Annotated in this window: 20 protein-coding genes, 1 tRNA gene and 2 pseudogenes; 12 read left to right on the forward strand and 11 right to left on the reverse strand. The window is 60.2% G+C overall.

All coding sequences use genetic code 11. The features are described from left to right. Positions 1-9 precede the first annotated feature (9 nt). Positions 10-1,014: a L,D-transpeptidase gene (locus AC0L2P_RS01645; RefSeq protein ID WP_473499515.1), complete on the reverse strand. Its 1,005-nt coding sequence runs from the start codon at positions 1,012-1,014 to the stop codon at positions 10-12. A 203-nt stretch (positions 1,015-1,217) separates the two neighbouring features. On the opposite strand from AC0L2P_RS01645, the gene AC0L2P_RS01650 reads away from it, so the two are divergent. Further along, on the forward strand, positions 1,218-2,015 hold the full coding sequence (locus AC0L2P_RS01650) for a TrmH family RNA methyltransferase (protein WP_473499516.1): 798 nt from the start codon (positions 1,218-1,220) through the stop codon (positions 2,013-2,015). A 39-nt stretch (positions 2,016-2,054) separates the two neighbouring features. On the opposite strand, the gene AC0L2P_RS01655 is transcribed toward AC0L2P_RS01650, so the two are convergent. Both AC0L2P_RS01655 and AC0L2P_RS01660 read right to left on the reverse strand, forming a co-directional pair. Next, on the reverse strand, positions 2,055-3,218 hold the full coding sequence (locus tag AC0L2P_RS01655; RefSeq protein ID WP_473499517.1) for a coiled-coil domain-containing protein: 1,164 nt from the start codon (positions 3,216-3,218) through the stop codon (positions 2,055-2,057). 147 nt (positions 3,219-3,365) lie between these two features. Next, positions 3,366-3,902 carry a DUF1134 domain-containing protein gene (locus AC0L2P_RS01660; protein ID WP_473499648.1) on the reverse strand — a complete coding sequence of 179 codons (537 nt, stop codon included), beginning with the start codon at positions 3,900-3,902 and terminating at the stop codon, positions 3,366-3,368. A gap of 117 nt (positions 3,903-4,019) precedes the next feature. Here AC0L2P_RS01660 and AC0L2P_RS01665 point away from each other — a divergent pair, with 117 nt between their 5' ends. The 3 genes from AC0L2P_RS01665 to AC0L2P_RS01675 all read left to right on the forward strand — a co-directional run bounded on the left by AC0L2P_RS01665 (position 4,020) and on the right by AC0L2P_RS01675 (position 5,525). After that, on the forward strand, positions 4,020-4,265 hold the full coding sequence (locus AC0L2P_RS01665) for a hypothetical protein (RefSeq protein ID WP_473499518.1): 246 nt from the start codon (positions 4,020-4,022) through the stop codon (positions 4,263-4,265). 21 nt (positions 4,266-4,286) lie between these two features. After that, positions 4,287-4,916: a histidine phosphotransferase ChpT gene (gene chpT, locus AC0L2P_RS01670; RefSeq protein WP_473499519.1), complete on the forward strand. Its 630-nt coding sequence runs from the start codon at positions 4,287-4,289 to the stop codon at positions 4,914-4,916. Positions 4,917-5,156: 240 nt separating this feature from the next. Then, positions 5,157-5,525, forward strand: coding sequence for a response regulator (locus tag AC0L2P_RS01675; protein WP_352466765.1), 369 nt, complete (start codon positions 5,157-5,159; stop codon positions 5,523-5,525). Between the two features lie 102 nt (positions 5,526-5,627). Here AC0L2P_RS01675 and ctrA read toward each other — a convergent pair whose 3' ends face one another. Continuing rightward, on the reverse strand, positions 5,628-6,323 hold the full coding sequence (gene ctrA, locus AC0L2P_RS01680; protein ID WP_006203583.1) for a response regulator transcription factor CtrA: 696 nt from the start codon (positions 6,321-6,323) through the stop codon (positions 5,628-5,630). Positions 6,324-6,774: 451 nt separating this feature from the next. On the opposite strand from ctrA, the gene AC0L2P_RS01685 reads away from it, so the two are divergent. Beyond that, complete coding sequence (locus AC0L2P_RS01685; protein ID WP_023719275.1) at positions 6,775-7,152, forward strand: flagellar export protein FliJ; 378 nt, start codon at positions 6,775-6,777, stop codon at positions 7,150-7,152. Positions 7,153-7,215: 63 nt separating this feature from the next. Here AC0L2P_RS01685 and AC0L2P_RS01690 read toward each other — a convergent pair whose 3' ends face one another. Further along, complete coding sequence (locus AC0L2P_RS01690) at positions 7,216-7,611, reverse strand: winged helix-turn-helix transcriptional regulator (RefSeq protein WP_473499520.1); 396 nt, start codon at positions 7,609-7,611, stop codon at positions 7,216-7,218. Between the two features lie 92 nt (positions 7,612-7,703). Between AC0L2P_RS01690 and AC0L2P_RS01695 the strand changes: the two genes are divergently transcribed. Then, complete coding sequence (locus tag AC0L2P_RS01695) at positions 7,704-8,630, forward strand: NADP-dependent oxidoreductase (RefSeq protein WP_473499521.1); 927 nt, start codon at positions 7,704-7,706, stop codon at positions 8,628-8,630. A gap of 57 nt (positions 8,631-8,687) precedes the next feature. On the opposite strand, the gene sciP is transcribed toward AC0L2P_RS01695, so the two are convergent. Beyond that, positions 8,688-8,963, reverse strand: coding sequence for a CtrA inhibitor SciP (sciP, locus tag AC0L2P_RS01700; protein ID WP_023679563.1), 276 nt, complete (start codon positions 8,961-8,963; stop codon positions 8,688-8,690). 261 nt (positions 8,964-9,224) lie between these two features. On the opposite strand from sciP, the gene mnmA reads away from it, so the two are divergent. After that, positions 9,225-10,415 (forward strand): tRNA 2-thiouridine(34) synthase MnmA, encoded by a 1,191-nt coding sequence (gene mnmA / locus AC0L2P_RS01705; RefSeq protein WP_473499522.1) that lies wholly within the window; start codon positions 9,225-9,227, stop codon positions 10,413-10,415. A 116-nt stretch (positions 10,416-10,531) separates the two neighbouring features. Here the strand turns inward: mnmA and AC0L2P_RS01710 are convergent, their stop codons facing one another. Beyond that, entirely contained in the window at positions 10,532-11,491 is a 960-nt protein-coding gene (locus AC0L2P_RS01710) for a Gfo/Idh/MocA family protein (RefSeq protein WP_473499523.1), read from the reverse strand. 338 nt (positions 11,492-11,829) lie between these two features. Here AC0L2P_RS01710 and AC0L2P_RS01715 point away from each other — a divergent pair. Further along, positions 11,830-11,906: transfer RNA gene (locus AC0L2P_RS01715), tRNA-Met, on the forward strand. 1,270 nt (positions 11,907-13,176) lie between these two features. Next, the gene (locus AC0L2P_RS01720; protein ID WP_473499524.1) at positions 13,177-13,491 is read left to right on the forward strand and encodes a hypothetical protein; all 315 of its coding nucleotides are present in this window, start codon (positions 13,177-13,179) and stop codon (positions 13,489-13,491) included. Positions 13,492-13,650: 159 nt separating this feature from the next. On the opposite strand, the gene AC0L2P_RS01725 is transcribed toward AC0L2P_RS01720, so the two are convergent. Further along, on the reverse strand, positions 13,651-14,367 hold the full coding sequence (locus AC0L2P_RS01725; protein ID WP_473499525.1) for a pentapeptide repeat-containing protein: 717 nt from the start codon (positions 14,365-14,367) through the stop codon (positions 13,651-13,653). Positions 14,368-14,691: 324 nt separating this feature from the next. After that, positions 14,692-14,928, reverse strand: a complete 237-nt coding sequence (locus tag AC0L2P_RS01730; protein ID WP_473499526.1) for a hypothetical protein — start codon at positions 14,926-14,928, stop codon at positions 14,692-14,694. Positions 14,929-15,091: 163 nt separating this feature from the next. On the opposite strand from AC0L2P_RS01730, the gene AC0L2P_RS01735 reads away from it, so the two are divergent. Then, positions 15,092-15,289 carry a hypothetical protein gene (locus AC0L2P_RS01735; protein WP_473499527.1) on the forward strand — a complete coding sequence of 66 codons (198 nt, stop codon included), beginning with the start codon at positions 15,092-15,094 and terminating at the stop codon, positions 15,287-15,289. A gap of 303 nt (positions 15,290-15,592) precedes the next feature. On the opposite strand, the gene AC0L2P_RS01740 is transcribed toward AC0L2P_RS01735, so the two are convergent. Beyond that, positions 15,593-15,958 carry a hypothetical protein gene (locus tag AC0L2P_RS01740; RefSeq protein ID WP_473499528.1) on the reverse strand — a complete coding sequence of 122 codons (366 nt, stop codon included), beginning with the start codon at positions 15,956-15,958 and terminating at the stop codon, positions 15,593-15,595. Positions 15,959-16,983: 1,025 nt separating this feature from the next. On the opposite strand from AC0L2P_RS01740, the gene AC0L2P_RS01745 reads away from it, so the two are divergent. Further along, positions 16,984-17,481 carry a hypothetical protein gene (locus tag AC0L2P_RS01745; RefSeq protein WP_473499529.1) on the forward strand — a complete coding sequence of 166 codons (498 nt, stop codon included), beginning with the start codon at positions 16,984-16,986 and terminating at the stop codon, positions 17,479-17,481. A gap of 554 nt (positions 17,482-18,035) precedes the next feature. Here the strand turns inward: AC0L2P_RS01745 and AC0L2P_RS01750 are convergent. Then, positions 18,036-18,323: pseudogene (locus AC0L2P_RS01750) on the reverse strand (IS481 family transposase); the annotation flags it as partial. Between the two features lie 297 nt (positions 18,324-18,620). On the opposite strand from AC0L2P_RS01750, the pseudogene AC0L2P_RS01755 reads away from it, so the two are divergent. Next, a pseudogene (locus AC0L2P_RS01755) lies at positions 18,621-18,891 on the forward strand (helix-turn-helix domain-containing protein). The last annotated feature ends 128 nt before the right edge of the window (positions 18,892-19,019 follow it).

The following is a 19,019-nucleotide window of genomic DNA, read 5'->3' on the forward strand; positions in this document are numbered from 1 at the left end:
TTAGCCTTGCTACTGAACGCGCTCGTCGGCGGCCTGCGCAATCTCGTCCTTGAACTCGACCTTGGTGCCCGACTGCACCGCGGAGGCAAGGTCTTCGGCATCCCAATTGGTCAACCGGATGCAGCCATGCGAAAAGGTCGTGCCGATCTTGCCTGGTTCCGGCGTGCCGTGGATGCCGTAGCTTTCGATGGAGAGATCGATCCAGATCGATCCCACGGGATTGTTCGGCCCGGCAGCGACGGTGAAGGGCCGCTTGGTCTTGACCCCCTTGAAAGCGAAGTCCGGATCGTAGTGATAGGTAGGGTTGTGAACCACGCGCCTGACCTCCGCCGTGCCGCTTGGCGCCGGCTTCTCCTCGCTGCCAATCGAGGCGGGGTAGACCGCCAACCATTTGCCGGCACGGTCGAGCACACGCACCAGGCGAGCGGCCTTGTCGACCTCGACGGCAACAACGCCGGCGGGAGGATCGCCTCTGCCGACATCAGGCACCACCAAGGTCGTGCCGGGCTTCCTGAACCTGGTGCCCGGATTGAGCATTCTCAGCAATTGTTCGCTGATATGGAAGCGCTCGGCCAATCTCTCCACCGCATTGCGATAGCCGAGCCGCCGCAAGCGGGCCATCCTCTCCAAGCGAGCCGGAATACGCCTGGTGAAGGGTCCGCGCACGTCCCTGCGCATCACCTCATAGGTCACCAGCACCGGTTTGGCGGAGCTTGCGATGAGTTTGCTCCAGGTCTGTGGACTGAGCTTGCCGTCGGGCGGAAGTCCGTTTGCCGCCTGAAACGCAGCGACGGCCTTGGCGAAGTTCTGGGAAAGGCGACCGTCGATAAGGCCCGGCGAGAAGCGGGCGCGATCCAGAAGGATCTGCGCCTTCAGCAGCATCGGATCGACACGCTTCGGCTCGCCGATAGTGAACTGGGCCTGATTGACGGTGGCTGGATCGAGCTTGGCCGCGCGAGCCACGCCGCATGCGAGGGCAAGCGTGGCGGCAAAGACGAGGAGGAGCCTGATCATCGATGTCCTCCCAGGACCGCAGCAGGAGCCCGCTTCTATGACGCGTCACGGCCCTATGTGGTTCCTTTGCCCATCGAAATTCTGCATTGAAGCGGCGTGCATCCATTTGGAGGCTGAGATACGGTCCGAGCTTCGGATCCGGCATCGCGCCTTCCGAACCCACTCCCGATTCGCGGCCGACGCCATGGTCCGCCGAGGAAGCCATGAATCCGATCCGCATAGACGACCCGCACGATCCCCGCGTCGCCGCCTATCTCGACATCCGGGAACGCGATCTTGCCGGCCGGCAAGGCCGTTTCGTGGCCGAAGGCAAGGTGGTGCTCGACACGCTGCTCGCCGCCCGGCGCTTCGAGGCAGAATCGGTGCTGGTGCTCGAAAACCGGCTGGCCGGCCTCGATGACGTCCTGCGCAAGGCGCCTGCCGGGCTTCCGATCTATGTCGCATCCGGCGAAATCATGGACAGGATCGCCGGATTCCACATGCATCGCGGCATATTGGCGATCGGCCGCAAGGGCACGGCGATCTCCGCTGAGGCCTTGCTCGGCGCACTGCCCGCCCGCGCGCTGATCGTGGTGCTGGTCGGCATCGCCAATCATGACAATATGGGCTCGATCTTCCGCAATGCCGCCGCCTTTGGCGCGGATGCCGTGCTTCTCGATCCGACCTGCTGCGATCCGCTGTACCGCAAGGCAATCCGCGTCTCGGTGGGCGCCGCCTTGAAAGTCCCCGTCGCCTGCTTTGCCGACGCCGCCGGCTGCACCGCAATGCTCGACCGGCAAGGCTTCAGCCAGTTCGCCTTGTCGCCGCGCGGGCAGACCGACATTCGCGACGCCAAGAGAAACGAGCGGTTGGCGCTCTATCTCGGCACCGAGGGCGAAGGCCTGCCGCAAAGCCTGCTTGCCCGCCTGCAGACGCTGCGGATCGGTATGGCGCAAGGTTTCGACAGCCTGAACGTCGCCGCCGCCTCAGCCATCGCGCTGCATCACTTTTCCGGAGCCTAATTTAGAGCGGAGGCGTCCCGCCGCTCGGGCTGCGGAATCTCAGTCGGTCGAAGCGGCCTTCTGCAGCGCCCGCACCCGATCGGCAAGGCTGCGTCCGCCGGTCCCCGGCCGCGTACTCTCAGGCGCTGCAAGCGCCCGGGCGATCGGCGAATCCGGCCCGTCGAGCTTTGCCGTCAAAGCCACGACTTGCGCCGCCAGACCGTTCATCTCTTCGCGCAATGCGGCGCTGGCGCTGCCGGTATGGCCTCCGGCCTGCGATTTCGACGTTTCGACGGCAGCAAGATCTGTCTTGAGCCGCCTGTTCTCGCGTGCCAGCGACGTCAGCCTGGCCTCCAGCCGCTCGCGGTCGGCATCGAGCTTGGTGGTCGCCTTTTTGATGTCGCCGTTGGCGGTCGCATTGACGTGGCTGCCTGGCACGCCGGCAAGGCCCACCGCCGGCGCCCTTTCAGCGCCTTTCGGCTTTTCGCGAAGGCGCACCAGTTCCTTCTCGCGGCGCTCCAGCCTGTCCTCGCGATCGGCCAGCGTGGCGAGCAGGCGGTCGACCTTCTTTTCCAGGTCGCCGGTTCTTTTCTTCTCGGCCTTCAGCGCGTCCCGCAAAACCTTGCTTTCGGCTGCCAATTCGTGGCTGCGCCTGTCCGCCTCCTTGCGCTGGCCGCGCAGCAGCGAAATGTCGCTTGCCAGCTTCTGCAGCTCGGATTCGCGCGCCACCAGCTCGATTTGTCGGCTGCTGGATGAAAAACTGGCGTCGTCATACATGTGCTCCAATTTTCGCAGTTCGAGCCCGCGCCTTTCGAGCGCGCGCTCGGTCTCCGCAAGCCGCTCCGACAGCTGCTGCAGCTGCTCATCGCGCTTGCGAAGCTCCTCGCCCCTGGCTGTAAGATCGGCGACGACGCGGTTCTTGTCCTGCCGCTCGGCCGCCAATTCCTTCAGGGCTTCGCGGTCGCGGCCGATCTCGACCAGCTGTTCGGCGGCCTTCTCGCGCAATGATTTGACGGTCATTTCAAGCCGGCGCACCGAAACGGCGAACTCGGCGCGAACGCGATCCTTGTCCGCCTGGATCTCGGCCAGCGTCAACGGCATCGAGCCCTCGACGCGCTTGCGCGTCAGCGCCACCGCGCGCCGCCAGACGGCCGGGGCAATCATCAGCGCCAGAAAGCCCGCGCAGAGAAAGCCGAGGACAAAGAACAGGATCGACTGGACCAAGATGATTATCCGTTATGCATGGCAACCGCCAAAGCTCGACTTTGCCATCTTCGCATGACGGAAATCCGGCGCCACGGCAAGGGTATGCCGCGGCAAAGCTCGGACCGCGGGATCACAGGCCCAATCGCAGTGGCCCGGTCATGCCGGTCAGAACGGATTCCAGGTCGCGCGCTGGGTGAGCTTGAGGTAGCCGAGATTGACGCCGAGACGGGCGCCGACGCCGGTACGGATCGGCACGAGCAGCACATTGTTGTTCTTCAGCACGTTGAAACCGACGCCGGCGACGACATAGGCGGAGCCGGCGACGCCGCCAAAGCGGTTATAGAGGCTGCTCACATCGTCGAGATTATAGACCAGCATCATGACGCGCGAGCCCTCGCCGCCGAAATCCCAGCCGAGCGACGGTCCTTGCCAGAACACTTTGTGATCGCCGGCATTCTTGGTATAGAGCGTGCCTTCGCCATAGGTCAGGCCACCGATCAGCGCCCCGGACCCCTCTTCGCCGAGCAGATAGCCGTTCGGCAGGCCATAGGTGGCGAAAATCTTCTCGACGACCGTGGCAAGCCCACCCGATGTCGCGCCGAAGAATTTATGACCGGAATCGACGATCTCCTGGGCGGTGTATTCCTGCGCCCGCGCGGCCGATGTCGAAAAGGCGACAAGGCCGATGAGGGCGATCGTCATTGAGATGACACGGAAAAAAGTCCGGTCGTAGAATCGGGAAACCATGCTTCCAATCTCCGTCAGGGAGCACTTTCGCCGACGCCTCGCACCCGTACGGCTCTTTGGCGGCCGTTAAGGATGACTGTTAGGGGCAAACTATGCCGTAATCCTTTTTCAACCATTAAACTCTCACATGAAGATGGCGGTTCGAAGGCTGTTTCGCATCGCCCGCGCAGCACCCTGCTGCGTGAACACACCATTTTCGACAATCATTATTTTGGATTTGTTGCTGCACGCATTAGCGCTGTGTATTCAGAATGCTTGGGAGAGAGCGTGATTCGTGTGGACAGGCGTGATCATGATCGCCCGGTCATTGTATTGTGAAATTTGCAGGGACTTTTGCCGATGGCCGAGCTTTTCACCCTTTCCGCACCCGATTTGGCAGCGCTGCTGTGCAGCCGGGTCTGCCACGACATCATTTCGCCGGTCGGCGCCATAAACAACGGGCTTGAGCTGCTCGACGAGGGCGGCGCCGACGAAGACGCCATGAAGCTGATCCGCCAAAGCGCCAAAAACGCCTCCGCCCGCCTGCAATTCGCCCGCATCGCCTTCGGCGCCGCCGGTTCCGCCGGCATGCTGATCGACACCGGGGACGCCGAGGCCGTGGCCATCGCCTTCCTGAAGAACGAGAAGCCGGAACTGGTCTGGAACGGCACACGCGCGCTCTTGCCCAAGAACAAGGTCAAGCTGCTGCTCAACCTCATCCTCGTCGCCAACGCCGCCATTCCGCGCGGCGGCAGGCTGGCGGTCACGCTGGAGAACCTCGAGACCGAGCCGCGCTTTGCGCTCGCGGCGAGCGGCCCGATGCTGCGCGTGCCGCCCAAATTCCTGGAATTGCATTCCGGCCACAGGCCGGAAGAGCCGATCGACGCGCATTCGGTGCAGCCCTATTACACGCTGCTCCTGGCCCGCGAAGCCAATATGACGATATCGATCCATGCGACCGCCGACGAGATCGTCCTTTCTGCAGCTTGAAGTTCTCTGAAAGAGCGGAAAAGTATTTTCTTCAAGTGATATTTACGGCACCGTCTCAATATCTGTGAGGCGGGTTTGCAGTTTTGATTGCGTGAAGCATTGCGAAAGAAGATTTCGCTAAAAGACACTTCAGGAAAATTTTACCTAACGGCTTTTCGGCTTCTTTACCAGACCCGGCCTATGTTCCCTGGCAGATGCCACGACGCTGCCGGTTCGCCACATGGCAAAGAGGGTCCGGGAATGAAACGCTGCATGTTTGTCGACAATTCGAGCGTCATCAGGAAGGTTGCACGGCGTATCCTGGGCGGTTCCGGCATGATGGTGATCGAAGCCGCCAGCGGCCATGAGGCGATCGAGATGTGCGCGGCCGACATGCCTGATATCATCGTCGTCGACGGCGCCTTGCCGGACATGCAGGCGCAGGACCTCATCCGCCGCGTGCGCGCCATGGAAAGCCCGGTATTGCCGCAAGTTTTGATTTCGCTGGTCGAGGTCGACGTCGGGGCGATCATGCGAGCAAAGCGCGCCGGCGCCCAGGGCTATCTGCTGAAGCCGTTCAACCGGCCGCAATTGCTCGAGTGCTTCCGCGCCCTGAAGATTGCCGCCTGATCAGAGCTGTTGCATTCCGATGAAAATCGGACCGGCTCTATGTTGTTGTTTTGCCGTTTCTTTTCCGAAAACCGGCGCGCACTTTGAGGTCACGCCCCTAGTTCAGGCACTGACCCTGATATCTTCCGGCTCACGCAGCACATAGCCGCGGCCCCAGACGGTCTCGATGTAATTCTGCCCGCCGGACGCGGCGTCGAGCTTCTTGCGCAGCTTGCAGATGAAAACGTCGATGATCTTCAGCTCCGGCTCGTCCATGCCGCCATAGAGATGGTTGAGGAACATTTCCTTGGTCAGCGTGGTGCCCTTGCGCAGCGACAGCAGTTCCAGCATCTGATATTCCTTGCCGGTCAGATGCACGCGCTGGCCACCGACTTCAACGGTCTTGGCATCGAGATTGACCACCAGGTCGCCAGTGGTGATGACCGACTGGGCATGGCCCTTGGAACGCCGCACGATGGCGTGGATGCGGGCGACCAGTTCGTCCTTATGGAAGGGCTTGGTCATGTAATCGTCGGCGCCGAAGCCGAGGCCGCGCACCTTGTCTTCGATGCCGGCCATGCCGGAGAGGATCAGGATCGGCGTCTTCACCTTGGAGAGGCGAAGTGTTCTCAAAACTTCATAGCCCGACATGTCGGGGAGATTGAGGTCGAGGAGAATGATGTCGTAATCGTAAAGCTTGCCTAGATCGACGCCCTCTTCGCCAAGGTCGGTCGTATAGACGTTGAAACTTTCCGATTTCAGCATCAGCTCGATGCTTTGTGCGGTTGCACTGTCGTCTTCTATCAGCAGAACGCGCATTTCATTCCCCTTTTCTGCTGCCGGACCATTTCACGATCCGTCCAGGACCGGAGCAGTGATTGCCCTGAGCAGAGGCTGCCATCGAATGGTTAATAAAACCTAATTCCCCGTCCATCACGGTATCAGATTTTTTAACCCCTTTCTACACCTTATTGAATCCAATAACGAATCACAGAACCAAACCGTTAATGCGGCACATTAAAAAGCCAGACTAAGTGACTCTTCGGACTCGTTGGCCGGGTTTCGCGACGAGAAGCAGAATTTTTACCCGCCCTTAAGTCCTGAGCGGTATGATTAACAATGCCCGTAAACGAATGGTTACCGCCGGCAAAAAACTTTAGGAGTTTGTTTCCCATAGTTCAGGGAAAGCCGGTGGAAACGGGTCAAGCCTGGGCCTTGCCGGGTGGATTGGGCGATATGTGCAGGTGTGCGTTTCCGGGAGTACCGAATCATGAAGTCACGTGAAAACCTCGTTCGGCTGAAGCAATTTCAGGTGAGCGAGAAGCGGCGGCAACTGCTGCAGCTCGACATGATGATCGCCGAATTCGAGCGCATGGCCGTCGAACTGGAACTTCAGATCGCCGCAGAGGAGAAGAAGGCCGGCATCACCGACATCAATCATTTTGCCTATCCGACCTTCGCCAAGGCGGCACGTCTGCGCCGCGACAACCTCAGAAATTCGCAAAGCGACCTCGCCCAGCAGCGAAATGTCGCCGAATCATTGCTGAGCGAAGCCGAAGCGGAGCTTTCCAAGGCCGAGATGCTCGAATCGCGCGACACCAAGGCGCGCGACACGGAAGCCGGCGGCCGCAGCGCCATGATCGGCTGAAAACAAGGCTTTTAACGCGCGCCGCGCTTGCGCGCCATTGCTGAGCACCCGAACGGTGCCGCCTCAGGCACCCAGATCTTCCTGCTGTTCCGCCGCCCGTGCGCGCGCATTCTTAATGTCGGGCACATGCTGCTCCGACCAGGCTCTGATCTGATTGAGCAGTCCTGCCAGGTTCTGGCCAAGTTCGGTCAGCTCATATTCGACACGCGGCGGAATGACCGGGAAAACCTCCCGCCGCACAAGGCCGTCGCGTTCCAAGATACGCAGCGTCTGCGTCAGCATTTTCGGCGTGATGCCTTCGAGCTTGCGCGCCAATTCGCCGTTGCGGAGCCGGCCCCGACGCAACGCACAGATCACCAGGTAGACCCATTTGCTGGCGAGCGTCTCGAGCACGGCGTGCGACGGGCACGTCCGTCGGAACGCGTCATAACCAGAAGGGAAACAATCTTCGCTATCCATCAGGTGCGTATATATCTCAAAGGTACATACTAGACAAGAGAATGTAACTATCCAAGTGATAGTGGCACATGAAACCAGCAGGAGTGCCTTCCATGCGTGCCATTATCCAGAATTCCTTCGGCGGACCGGACGTCCTCGTCATTGCCGATCGCCCAGCGCCATCACCCGACGCCGGCGAAGTGCTCGTCCGCATCGAGGCGGCCGGCATCAATCCGGTCGACGGCGCGGTGCGCGGCGGCCACTATCCGCTGCTTGGCGAGCCGCCTTTTGTCCTTGGCTGGGACGTTTCGGGAATTGTCGAGGCGCTGGGCTCCGGCGTCTCCGGCCTCAAGGTCGGTGATGCCGTGTTCGGCATGACGCGCTTTCCCAAACAGGCGGCAGCCTACGCCGAACTCGCCGCTGTCCCGGCCGATGAGCTTGCGCCGAAACCTGAAGGCATGGATCACGCGCAAGCCGCCGCGCTGCCGCTGGCCGGCCTGACGGCGTGGCAAGGCCTTGTCCGCCATGGCCGGCTCGATTCTGGCAAGCGCGTGCTGATCCACGCCGGAGCCGGCGGCGTCGGCCATCTGGCGGTGCAGATCGCCAAGGCGCACAGCGCTTACGTCGTCGCAACCGCCAGCGCGGAAAAGCTCGATTTCGTCCGCTCGCTCGGCGCCGACGAGGTGATCGACTACACAAGGGATGATTTCACCCGGAAGGCCCGCGACATCGATCTGGTTCTGGACCCGTTCGGCGGCGAGCATGCGGAGCAATCGCTGGAAGTGCTCAAGGCCGGCGGCGTTCTGGTGTCGCTGCTCGATGTCAGCGATGCCACCAAAGCAAAGGCCGGGACGCGAGGCATCCGCGTCGAGCGCATGTCCGTGGTGCCCGACCGTGCCGCTCTGGTGGAGCTCGGCAAATTGATCGACGCGAAAAAGCTGGCCGTCCACGTGGCAAAGGCGTTTCCGCTCGAACAGGCCGGTGCCGCCCATGCCCTTCTCGCCAACAGGCCGATCGGCAAGGTGGTGCTGACGGTCTGAAATTCCAGATCGTCGCCCCTCGCAAACGTAAGGGCGCGGATCGGCGCCCTTACCGGCCTAATGCCGGTATTGCTGGATGCGCGTGGTGCGCAGCCCGGCAAGGCCGTATTCGTCGATCGACGCTTGCCAGGACAGGAATTCCTCGGTGGTGAGCTTGTAGCGCTGGCACGCCTCTTCGAGGCTCAAAAGCCCGCCACGCACCGCCGCCACCACTTCCGCCTTACGCCGGATAACCCAGCGACGTGTGTTTGTCGGCGGCAGATCGGCGATGGTAAGTGGGCTGCCGTCTGGCCCGATAACATATTTGACTCGCGGTCTAATTAGATCGGTCATCGTACTCTCTACAAAAAACTCAAAGACCCAATCCCCACCACATTACCGCCACAGCTTTAAAATTTGCCTAAGCAGACCCTAATGGATAGGTAAGGATCATGAACGCGGCGTTAGTCTTTTCATCGGCATTTGAAACATCTGCCGGCAAGCGCGTTGAACCCGGCTGGAAAAAATGCGCCGGCCTGCAAAGCTGGCGCGGCCGAGACGCTTGACCTATATTCCGGCCATTGGCATTGAAGCGCCGCGCAGAACGAAAGAAACATGAACAGCCTCGACCTTCCCGGACGCCCCGAACACACCCGCGTCGTCGTCGCCATGTCGGGCGGTGTCGATTCGTCGGTCGTTGCCGGTCTGCTGAAGCGCGAGGGCTACGACGTCGTCGGCGTCACGCTCCAGCTTTACGACCACGGCGCGGCAACGCACCGGGCCGGCTCATGCTGTGCCGGCCAGGACATCGACGATGCCCGCCGCGTCTCCGAGACGCTCGGTATCCCACACTACGTCCTCGATTACGAGGAACGCTTCCGCAAGGCGGTGATCGATCCGTTCGCCGAGAGCTATGTCGCCGGCGAAACGCCGATCCCTTGCGTTTCCTGCAATCAGACGGTGAAATTCGCCGACCTTCTTGCGACCGCCAAGGAACTCGGCGCCGACGCGCTCGCCACCGGCCACTACATCCGTTCCGGCGCAAACGGCGACCACCGCGCGCTTTACCGGCCGGTCGACGCCGACCGCGACCAGAGCTACTTCCTGTTCGCCACCACCCAGGCGCAGATCGACTATCTGCGTTTTCCGCTCGGCGGCCTGTCGAAGCCTGAGGTTCGCGCCATCGCCGGGGAGATGGGACTGACGGTTGCGGCCAAGCAGGACAGCCAGGATATCTGCTTCGTGCCGCAGGGCAAATATTCCGACATCATCGCCAAGCTGAAGCCGGCTGCCGCCAATCCGGGCGACATCGTCCATATAGACGGGCGCGTGCTTGGCCGCCACGAGGGCATTTTGCGCTACACCGTCGGTCAGCGCCGCGGCATCGGCATCGCCTCCGGCGAGCCGCTCTACGTCGTCCATCTCGACGCCGACCGGGCCCGTGTTGTCGTCGGCCCGCGCGAGGCGCTGGAGACGCACAAGATCTTCTTGCGCAACATGAACTGGCTGGGCGATGGCCCGCTGGCCGATATCCCGGCGGCTGGGCTTGAGCTTTTCGCCAAGGTGCGCTCGACGCGGCCGCCGCGCCCGGCCGTGCTGCATCACCGCGCCGGCATCACTTCGGTGGAGCTGGTCGACGGCGAATCCGGCATTGCGCCCGGTCAGGCGTGCGTGCTCTATTCCGACGACGGCAACGACGCGCGTGTGTTCGGCGGCGGCTTCATCGAGCGCTCCGAGCGCGGCGCCGAAGCCGAGGCGATGCTGACGCGGCTTGCCGTCCAGCCGGCGCGGGTTCCCGCCGAATAGACGGCGTTTTTCGCCTAGAGCAATTCCAGGAAAAGTGTGGAACGGTTTTCCGTCCGGAATTGCACAGAAACAAAGAAATAGAGCGGTTCGGCGTTTCCGGGAGACGATGAACCGCTCTAGGGCCTGGTGTGGGCGACGGTGCCGGCGGTCAGGATGCGCAGCACCCTGATGGCTTCCTCGCCGCTGGTCCGCGGTTCGGCCCGCGTCTCGATGCAGTGGATGAAATGCTCGAGCTCGCGCGTCAGCGGCATGCCCTCACCGACCGCGACATAGGAAGGCTCGTTGGCGGTGAACGCCCATTGGCCGCTGTCCTGCCACACCGCGTGGCGGTAAACGGCAAGCTTGCGCTCCCATGGCTCGACATCGTCGAACACCGCCATCGCCTTGGTGCCGACAACGGTCAGCCGCCGCTCGCGGTAAGGGTTGAGCCGCGAGGCGAACAGATGGCCGCGCAGGCCGTTGGGAAAACGCATGTGCAGATGCGCAAAGTCGCTGAGATTGTCGAGAAGGGCAGCGCCTTCGCCGCGCACCTCGACCGGCTCGGTGCCGGTGATTGCCAGGATCATCGACAGATCGTGCGGCGCCAGATCCCACAACGCGTCGTTTTCGGTGTGGAACTTGCCGAGGCCGAGCCGATGCGAGTGGATGTAGCGGACTTCGCCGAGTTCGCCATTGTCGATCAGCGCCTTCAGCATCTCGAAGGCGGGATGGAAGCGCAGCACATGGCCGACCATGAAGACACGGCCATTATCGGCAGCCGCCTGCACGGAGCGTTCGGCATCGGCCACCGTCAGCGCGATCGGCTTCTCGACCAGCACGTCCTTGCCGCCGAGCACGGCGCGTACCGCCATGTCGGCATGGAACTGCGGCGGCAGCGCCATGACGATGGCATCGATGTCGTCGCGGGCAAACAGCGCCTCCGGCTCAATCGCCAGGCAATCCTGCTCGCTGGCAAAACCCTCCGCACGCGCAGGGTTGACGTCCGAAACCGCGTGCAGCGCGCCGAGCGCCTTGAGGGTGCGGATGTGGTTGCTGCCCCAGTATCCGCAACCGAGGACTGCAATGCGCGGGTTCATCAGTTCCTGACCATGGCTTTCGTGGCCGAGACATAACGACGTGCCTCGCTGAACTCAACCCCGGCCTGTGCGCCCAAATGTCTGCCCGGCAAAGCTTTATGCATGTCGCGCAAAAGTGTGCAGCGGGTTTCGCGATAACGACATGCATCAAACCAGAATCTAAAGCGCATCGCATGAACCGGTCGAACGCGATGCGCCTTAGGCGCCGGCAATATGCCGGCGCGGCAGCCACTTCGATGCTTGACAGGCTTGGCCTCGCAACCTTATATCCGCGCGACCTTGGCGAACGCGCCGATATGCCTGCCGATTTAAGCTGGATTTCGGGCCTTCGCCGCCCTGGCGGGGTAGCTCAGTTGGTTAGAGCACGGGAATCATAATCCTGGGGTCGGGGGTTCAAGTCCCTCTCCCGCTACCATAAACGCTGAAATCGCTTTATAATTTAGACCCGCCTGATGGCGGGTTTTACATTTGCGTCGCAGGGGTAACGCTCCGGGTAACGATCGCCCTCGAAGTCGGCCGCTCTGTAACCTGACTCAAAAACGCTATGATGCTTTTGGCAATTCGGGGGCGTTGGACATGAGCTTTCTTCCTGACTCGAGTGGCTCAACGCATTGAGCCTCCCGACACGAGTGGTCGCTGGAATAGCCATTGGTGCATGGGGGATACTGGTCGCGGGCCACTACCAGTGGGTAGTACTAGAGCCATTTTGGAGCGGGGTGACGATCTGCGTGGGGGTCTTCTTCAGCGCCATCGCCATCAGCAGCATGGCGGGACAGGAGATCACCAGCTTGCGCGGTTGGCTGGCATCCAGGAAGGCGAAACGGGAGGAGACCGAGAAGAAGAAAGCTGATCGCGGAGAAGGCTAATAAGGACAAACGGGAGATTATCCTGGCGCGCCTCGATAGCCTGTCCGGTGAGGAACTGCACTACGTCGCCGAAGCCTTGCAGAAGAAAACGCCGTCAATCTTCACCTACGTTCACAGCCCCGCAATGTCGCTACTGTTGGAAAAGGGTCTGGCGACGAGCCCGGGCGGCACTCATCACCAAGATCATTACCCCTTCCGCTTTCACGACTTTGTCTGGGAGGCAATTCAAGCTGGAGGAGCCGACTTTATCGAAAAGGAAGCGAAGTTCCGCCAGCAAAAGGAGCTTAAGCGGCGGGGTAGATAAGAGCCCCGTAGGCGTGCGACGAGCTCTCCCCAGCCCTTCGGGTGCGCCGGATCGTCCGCGCGCGTCCTGCACAGAGATAGCTGGGGACGGCGGCCCGCTCGCCGTTGTATGGAGGTCGACGTTACAACGGCAATCAACTAAATGTGCTGCGGCTGCCTTGTTATATCTGGCAGCCACACATTTCGATCGCCGCGCCTATGGCCTTGGCGAACCCTGCCGTAGCTTCGGCCGTTGACCTGGCGTCCTTAATGGCCCGGCCTTCCGCTTCGACATCGCGCATTTTTTCCGCTTCAGGGGCAAGATTCCACCGCTTGCCACGTCGTGACCTGGCAAAGCTCATCTACTCTACGTCGTTCTTGACTAACCGGTCCATGAGAATGTCACCCGCTTCCCGCTCCGCCGCCTTCAGCAGCGCGAGAACGCACCATTCCCTAAAATAGGTGGACACAATCCGTTAAGCCCCCAAGATGCCGCGGCCTATCAAGTGCTGTCGCCCGGTACTGGACCGGGTGTTTGTGACCGGCGACGAAGTGACGGCGGGAGGGCTGATCATCGCAGGCGTGTTGACAGGCTTGCAGGTTCGCATCGAGCGCCGCGCTCCTACCATTGTGGAAGGAGAGGCGTTATGCCACTCGCCTATCGAAAACCTGACGCTCGTCGTCTCGGTTGGAGGCTTCGCTGCGAGTATCGCGGCGAAGTCGATCGAGCACCAGTTCGACGCCGTCACCCATTTTCCGGACAGGCGCTCAAATATTGAGCTCGACGAGCTTGCAGCGCGTCTCAATGACTTTGATTTATTCGGACAGATACCGGTTCGATTGAACCGGTAGCGGTGAACGGAAGGGGCACAAATACCTTCGGCCGCGATTTCGCCAATAGCAATACCGCAGAAACGTGCCACTTTGGCGGAGGATCTGCGCCCTCCGAAGGCAGAAGTTACAGGTTCGAATCCTGTCGGGTGCAGCATTGCCGCAGTTCGTTTGCGACAATTATTCCTGCTGGAATTGACAGGGCCAATCTTCAGGCCTCGTCAAGCCGGAAGGCAACTCGGTCCGGGCGTCTCCGCAAGCCATGTTGAGCTGCCACTGGGACAGATCCGTCGAATTGGAAAGGTCGACGCCCTCGATACGGGTCAGAAAGAAAAAAGCGCGGTCAAAGTCTACCGGCGCGGTGAGCGTCGCTCCTCGGAAGTCCGCCCGTGCGAGATTGGCAAACGAGAAGCGGCTGCCGCTGATATCGGCCTCATGGAACTGCGCACGCCCCAATTCCGCCTTTGTGAAATCAACATTGGTCAGATTGGCGTCCTGAAAATTCGAGCGCTGCATTTCCGCGCTCGCAAACACAGCGCCCTGCGCGTCCATACGGCTGAAGTCGGTCCTGTAGGCCTCGATTCTGTCGAACCGGGCGCCTTTGGCGGTCGAGCCGGCCAGGGAAGCACGCACAAGCGTTGCCTTCTCAAGATTTGCCTCAAGGAGATTGCTGTTCCTGAGGTCGGTCGAAGTGAAATCAACACCGAACAGGTTCGCCCCGCTCAGGTCCTGTCCTTCTAGGATGAGAAGCTTCTTGTTACACTCGCGCCAATTGACGCCAGGCGTCGCGGCTGCGTCGCAATTCTGAGCAGCAGTGGCGTTCTGCCAAGCAAACACAGTGCAAACCGCTAGAACCAAGCCGGATGCGCCGTAAGCTCTGGTTCGCCTCAAAGTCATTGTTGCTGGACCTCTGCTACTCGCCGACACTCAACCTTACCACATCTGCTGACACACGAGCCACGGTGACCACCGCCGTCACAGTTAGCGCATTCTCAGAAGATGATCCCGATAAGGAACTCAAGCCGCCCGATCATCCGCTGAGTATGCCGGTGAGATTCGATAAGGGCCCTGAAAGACTCGTCGTCCATTCCCCCACTCCCTGGTTGCGAGCGCAAAGGTATCATGCAATTCACCGACGCTGTATCCGTAGGTCGTCTGCTCGGACCGGAAGTGCTCGAAGGGTCCGCTAGGACTGAACAGCCGAAGCCCGGTGGCCTTCTTTCACATTAAGATAGCCCCCTCATCGTAGATGAATAGGGTCACGGATCCAGGCAGGCTGTTCGCCCATTGGACGGCCTCAGCCAGGGTGATGCGTTCGCGCTGATCAATTTCCCCGTCTGTTTTGGGCACCAGATCGCTGTCCCGGACCGTGTTGTCGTGCCAGGTCGCTTCAACGATCACTGTAACCGACTTCCATCGATATGGGCGCGCACGCTTGTCGATGATGTTCGTGATCACTTCCCAAACCCCTCAAGACTAAGGCCGGTATAATGCAATCCACCGTCGCTGTAACGGTCCAGGGCATGCGGCGACGATAACCGGCCCTTATCGATAAAGGCGTCATTTCAATCGCGGCAGGTCGAGGAGCGCCACCGGCCAGCTTCCCCAGGAAGCGAGCGCGTTGGACGCGTGCCTATTCCGCGGTCTGTTCGCCTATCTCGGTTTTGAGATACCAGTCGATCCGAAAGACCTGTCGCTGGACGAAGCCCACTTCATCTACTATCTCATCGCCAGCCCAAAAGCGGACTATAACGCTAGCGTCGACTACGCGCTCGCAGAAGCAAGCGGTGAAAACGTGGTTGTGAAGATCATCGAGTAGCGTGCCGGCGAAGCGTATCTCTACGGAGCGACGATGATCACGCCGCCAAGACGACAGGGCGAATATGCCGATCGCGAGATAGACTGCCAAGAGGCCATGGGGCCGGGGATCCGGGCCATCGTAGGTTGCATGCTTGAGGTCGGGTGGACGCGAGGCGAAATCATGCAATGCCCGCGACGGCTCATCACCGACAATATGACCCAGAAAGAGATGCCAGGACGGAACCGGAGCTTGCGATTGCCGAGCGATGGTCTTCTTGCTCGTCGGTCCTCTCTAGTGGGTTCCCGCCAGGGCGACGCATAGCTAAGTCTCTGCGCGGCGACGCCACCACGTGAGCCCGCACGCGAAGACCCAGTTGAAATAGATGAGGGCGATAACCGGCCCGGCCAGGGGACCTTGCAGGCGCCAATAATCAAGGAAGTAGCGCGCGCCATCTGATAGCGTTCCATACGCCGTGCCTACGAGCACGACGCATGCGGTAACAAGCAGCCCGCTAGCGATATGGAGTGAAGGTATAGCGCGCAGTGCGTTGAGCCAAGCGGCAAACGAGACCGCAGCTAGTGGCAGGCAACTCAACGCGCCCGCGATCCAGCCGTGGCCAGCGCCAGCCAAGGCGATGAAACCGAACAGCAGCAAGGCGCCGAACAGCGAGGCGATGAGGTATTTCATGCGTCTAAGTTCCGGCCTCCGGTCCTTCTTAGCTACGGCCATCCCATCCTCCTCGCGGCAATCCTGTAGCGAAGCGTGCCGCAAATCCTCTTCACCGCGCAAGTACTTTGCGCGGCCAGCCCGTACTTTCCAGGATGTGACCTCTAGGAGAAACCGTCAGCTAATTTCGTTGTCCAGCTTGCAATCGCGAGTCCGCACGCGATGCCCACACAATCGGCAAACCAGTCGAAGATATCCATGTCGCGACTTATTATTTGCATGCCCTGCAGTATCTCGATCGCGGCGCCGGTAAGGGCGAGAAAAATTATCAGTCTTCCCCTGTGCTGGGGCAAAAGCCAAATTGGGATCTCGGTAGGCTTCTGCGTTTAATGCGGCAGTATCGGGCGTCAGAAGCGGGCTGCGATCGGTGCCACCGATCAATGCAGCAATCGGAGGGGGAGTTTGCTGCGCGTACCGAACCGGCCACCGGGTTGTTCACCAACGAAAGGCAAATCCAACACCGGCGATCTCGCGATAGCGACGGGTGGCGCTGTGTCTCCCAGGACAGCCCGGACAGGCCTGAACGGCGCAGTCGCCCTTGAAGGCGCGTCGCCGCTCGAGCACTTTGTGCGGGCAAGCAACAAACTATGCATTGCCAGGGCAAGATGCGTCGCCAATGTTCAAAGATACGGCATCTATCAGCTCGGCGTCTCCTGACCCGCCGTTTCAATATTGGCCGGCGTTTGCCTCTTGAAGAAACAAAGGCGTTCGCGTTCGCTGCGCCAAAGGTTCCAAGCCCGTCGCTCCTGCACTGTAGATTTCTGCGATGGTTCCCATCGCAACTCTTCTTCGGCCGATCGGGGATCGTTTTGGATGCCGTTTGACACGGCGCACGTACGACTTCGGCCAACGACACAATTAGGCACGCTGGCTAGGACCGCGATTTCGGCGACTAGAGTAGTGTGCAAACCTACAACGTGAGGAACCAATCTAGGTCACCCAGTTCCGAGCGGCACAGACTGCCTAGACAGGCCATGGGAATCACAATGAAACTCGAAGATGAAGTCCGACACAGCTCCGAGGATATCGACGACGCGGTGCTCGGCGATGTTGTCCTGGCCTTGCACCGTCGGGTGGAAGTGAACCACGGCTTCGACATCCCATACATTGCAGGCTACAGCAAAGACGGAGGCATGATTTACATCGACCGGCATCTGCCACGAACAATCCCTTGGAAAGGCCGTAGGGTGCGGCTCGCACCATTTTTGCTGACGCATGAGGTCGTGGAAAAGGCTCTTCTGGACAAGCTTGGGCTTCATTACCTTCATGCGCATCAAATAGCAGTTCGCGCTGAACGCGATGCCGTCAAAGCCGCCGGCGTTTCGTGGAAAACATACCAATCGTTGATGAAACTGAACGAAAAACCCATCGACGAAGAGAAGCTTAGCAAGGTGCCGGCAGACCTTGATGTGACGCCCTACCGAGATCTTAAGGACTTCGCTACTCTGGAGCGCCTGATTAACGCTAATACGGCGGGTGAGTAACTTCCGGCACGCTCTGCGAGATTCACAGATGCGCCTTCCTTTCGAGTAAGCGGTTACAAGATTCCGATGCTGAAGGGCTGTCTCCAGACGCTGCTTATAGATCGGTTGGAATCGCCCTGACCTGCCACGGAACTGTCATCCAGCGTCGATTAGAGCCTCGGCAGTTTCTGTTGCGCCGTGGGGCCGGGAAGCAACCGACGGAGGCGCGAAGCCTTCAATAGCCGAGCGGAGGCGTTGGGAATGCGGTGCCGGTTACACGTCTTCCTCAGCGCAGTCCCGTGATCCCGTAGTCTGCGGCCACCTTGATCAACGGCTTCGACTAAACTCGCGTGTACAGCTCTTCACGGGAAACGGTATGCACGTTCGACCTCGCTGAGTCGTTGAACATGGTCAGATTGGTCGATCGGCAGCACGCTCAAGACTCGGAACGCGATCGAGAGGGCAAAGAAGTCGAGCTAGCAAACGAATTCGGTGGCGGACCTGTATTGACGGTATCCCTCTCCCGCTACCAAATTCCACATGTACGGCCCGGAGACATGGGTAACAGTTTGTACCTAACACATGGGTGACAACCTCGTGCCGAACGGGTTGTCGATGGTCTGCAAGGTCCTCTGTTCCACGTCGATATATCCCAGATCATAGTGCATGAAGGAGACGAGCCAAATGCCGTCGTCGACTTCGGTGATTCCGAGCCTCTGGCCAGCGAGCACGGTGGAGATGTTGATCTTCTTCCTGTGCATGCAGATGCGGCCGCAGGCGGTGACGAGAATGTCCTTGTCATGGAAGGGATATTCCAGCTCGGGGAGGGCTTGATAGGCTCTTGAAGAACCTCTGTAGAGCTCGGCCTTTGTGCATTCAGCCCGTTGAGGAGATCGGCGAGTTCCTCGGCATCGTTCTGGTTCATTCCAACGGTGGTTCGGCTGCCCATCTCGGCGGGCCGCCCGGTACGAGCATCATTGACGGTCCAGGTCCCGGTCGGATCCTGAAAAGGTCTGTAGCGTTGAGTTCACGCGGACACGATAATCGCCAAGGTTCTCTCTGCCAAAGTCAGATCATTTTTTTCGCTCTGTATTGATATTTAGTATATCAATGATGCTATGGAGACTATCATTTTCTCATATTCAGACACTGATGCCTCGATGATCACCGCTTCCCAGCTCCGTACTGCCCGCGCCCTTCTCAACATCGACCAGAAACCCTGACGGAAATGGCAGGCCTCTCGCTGCCGACGATCCAACGATGGAAGCCAGCCAAGGCAATGTGCGAGGCGTTGTCGATAGTTTGGTGAAAGTGATCGATGCGCTGAACCGCGCCGGTGTCGACCTTCTCAGCGAACATATGCGTAGCGACGATGGCGGCCCTGGCGTCAGGTTCCGGCATCCAGATACGCTGTTGGGCGTGCCAAAGTAGATCATACAAAGCACGCCCTCGGCGCCACGCATTCACCGTCTTTCGTCTTCCTTTTCTTCCCGAAACACCCAATGAATCTCTCCCGACATGTCAGCTTGCGGTCCCGCTTTCCCGCATAGAAAGGCAAG

This window comes from Mesorhizobium sp. WSM4836 (genome assembly GCF_055811815.1).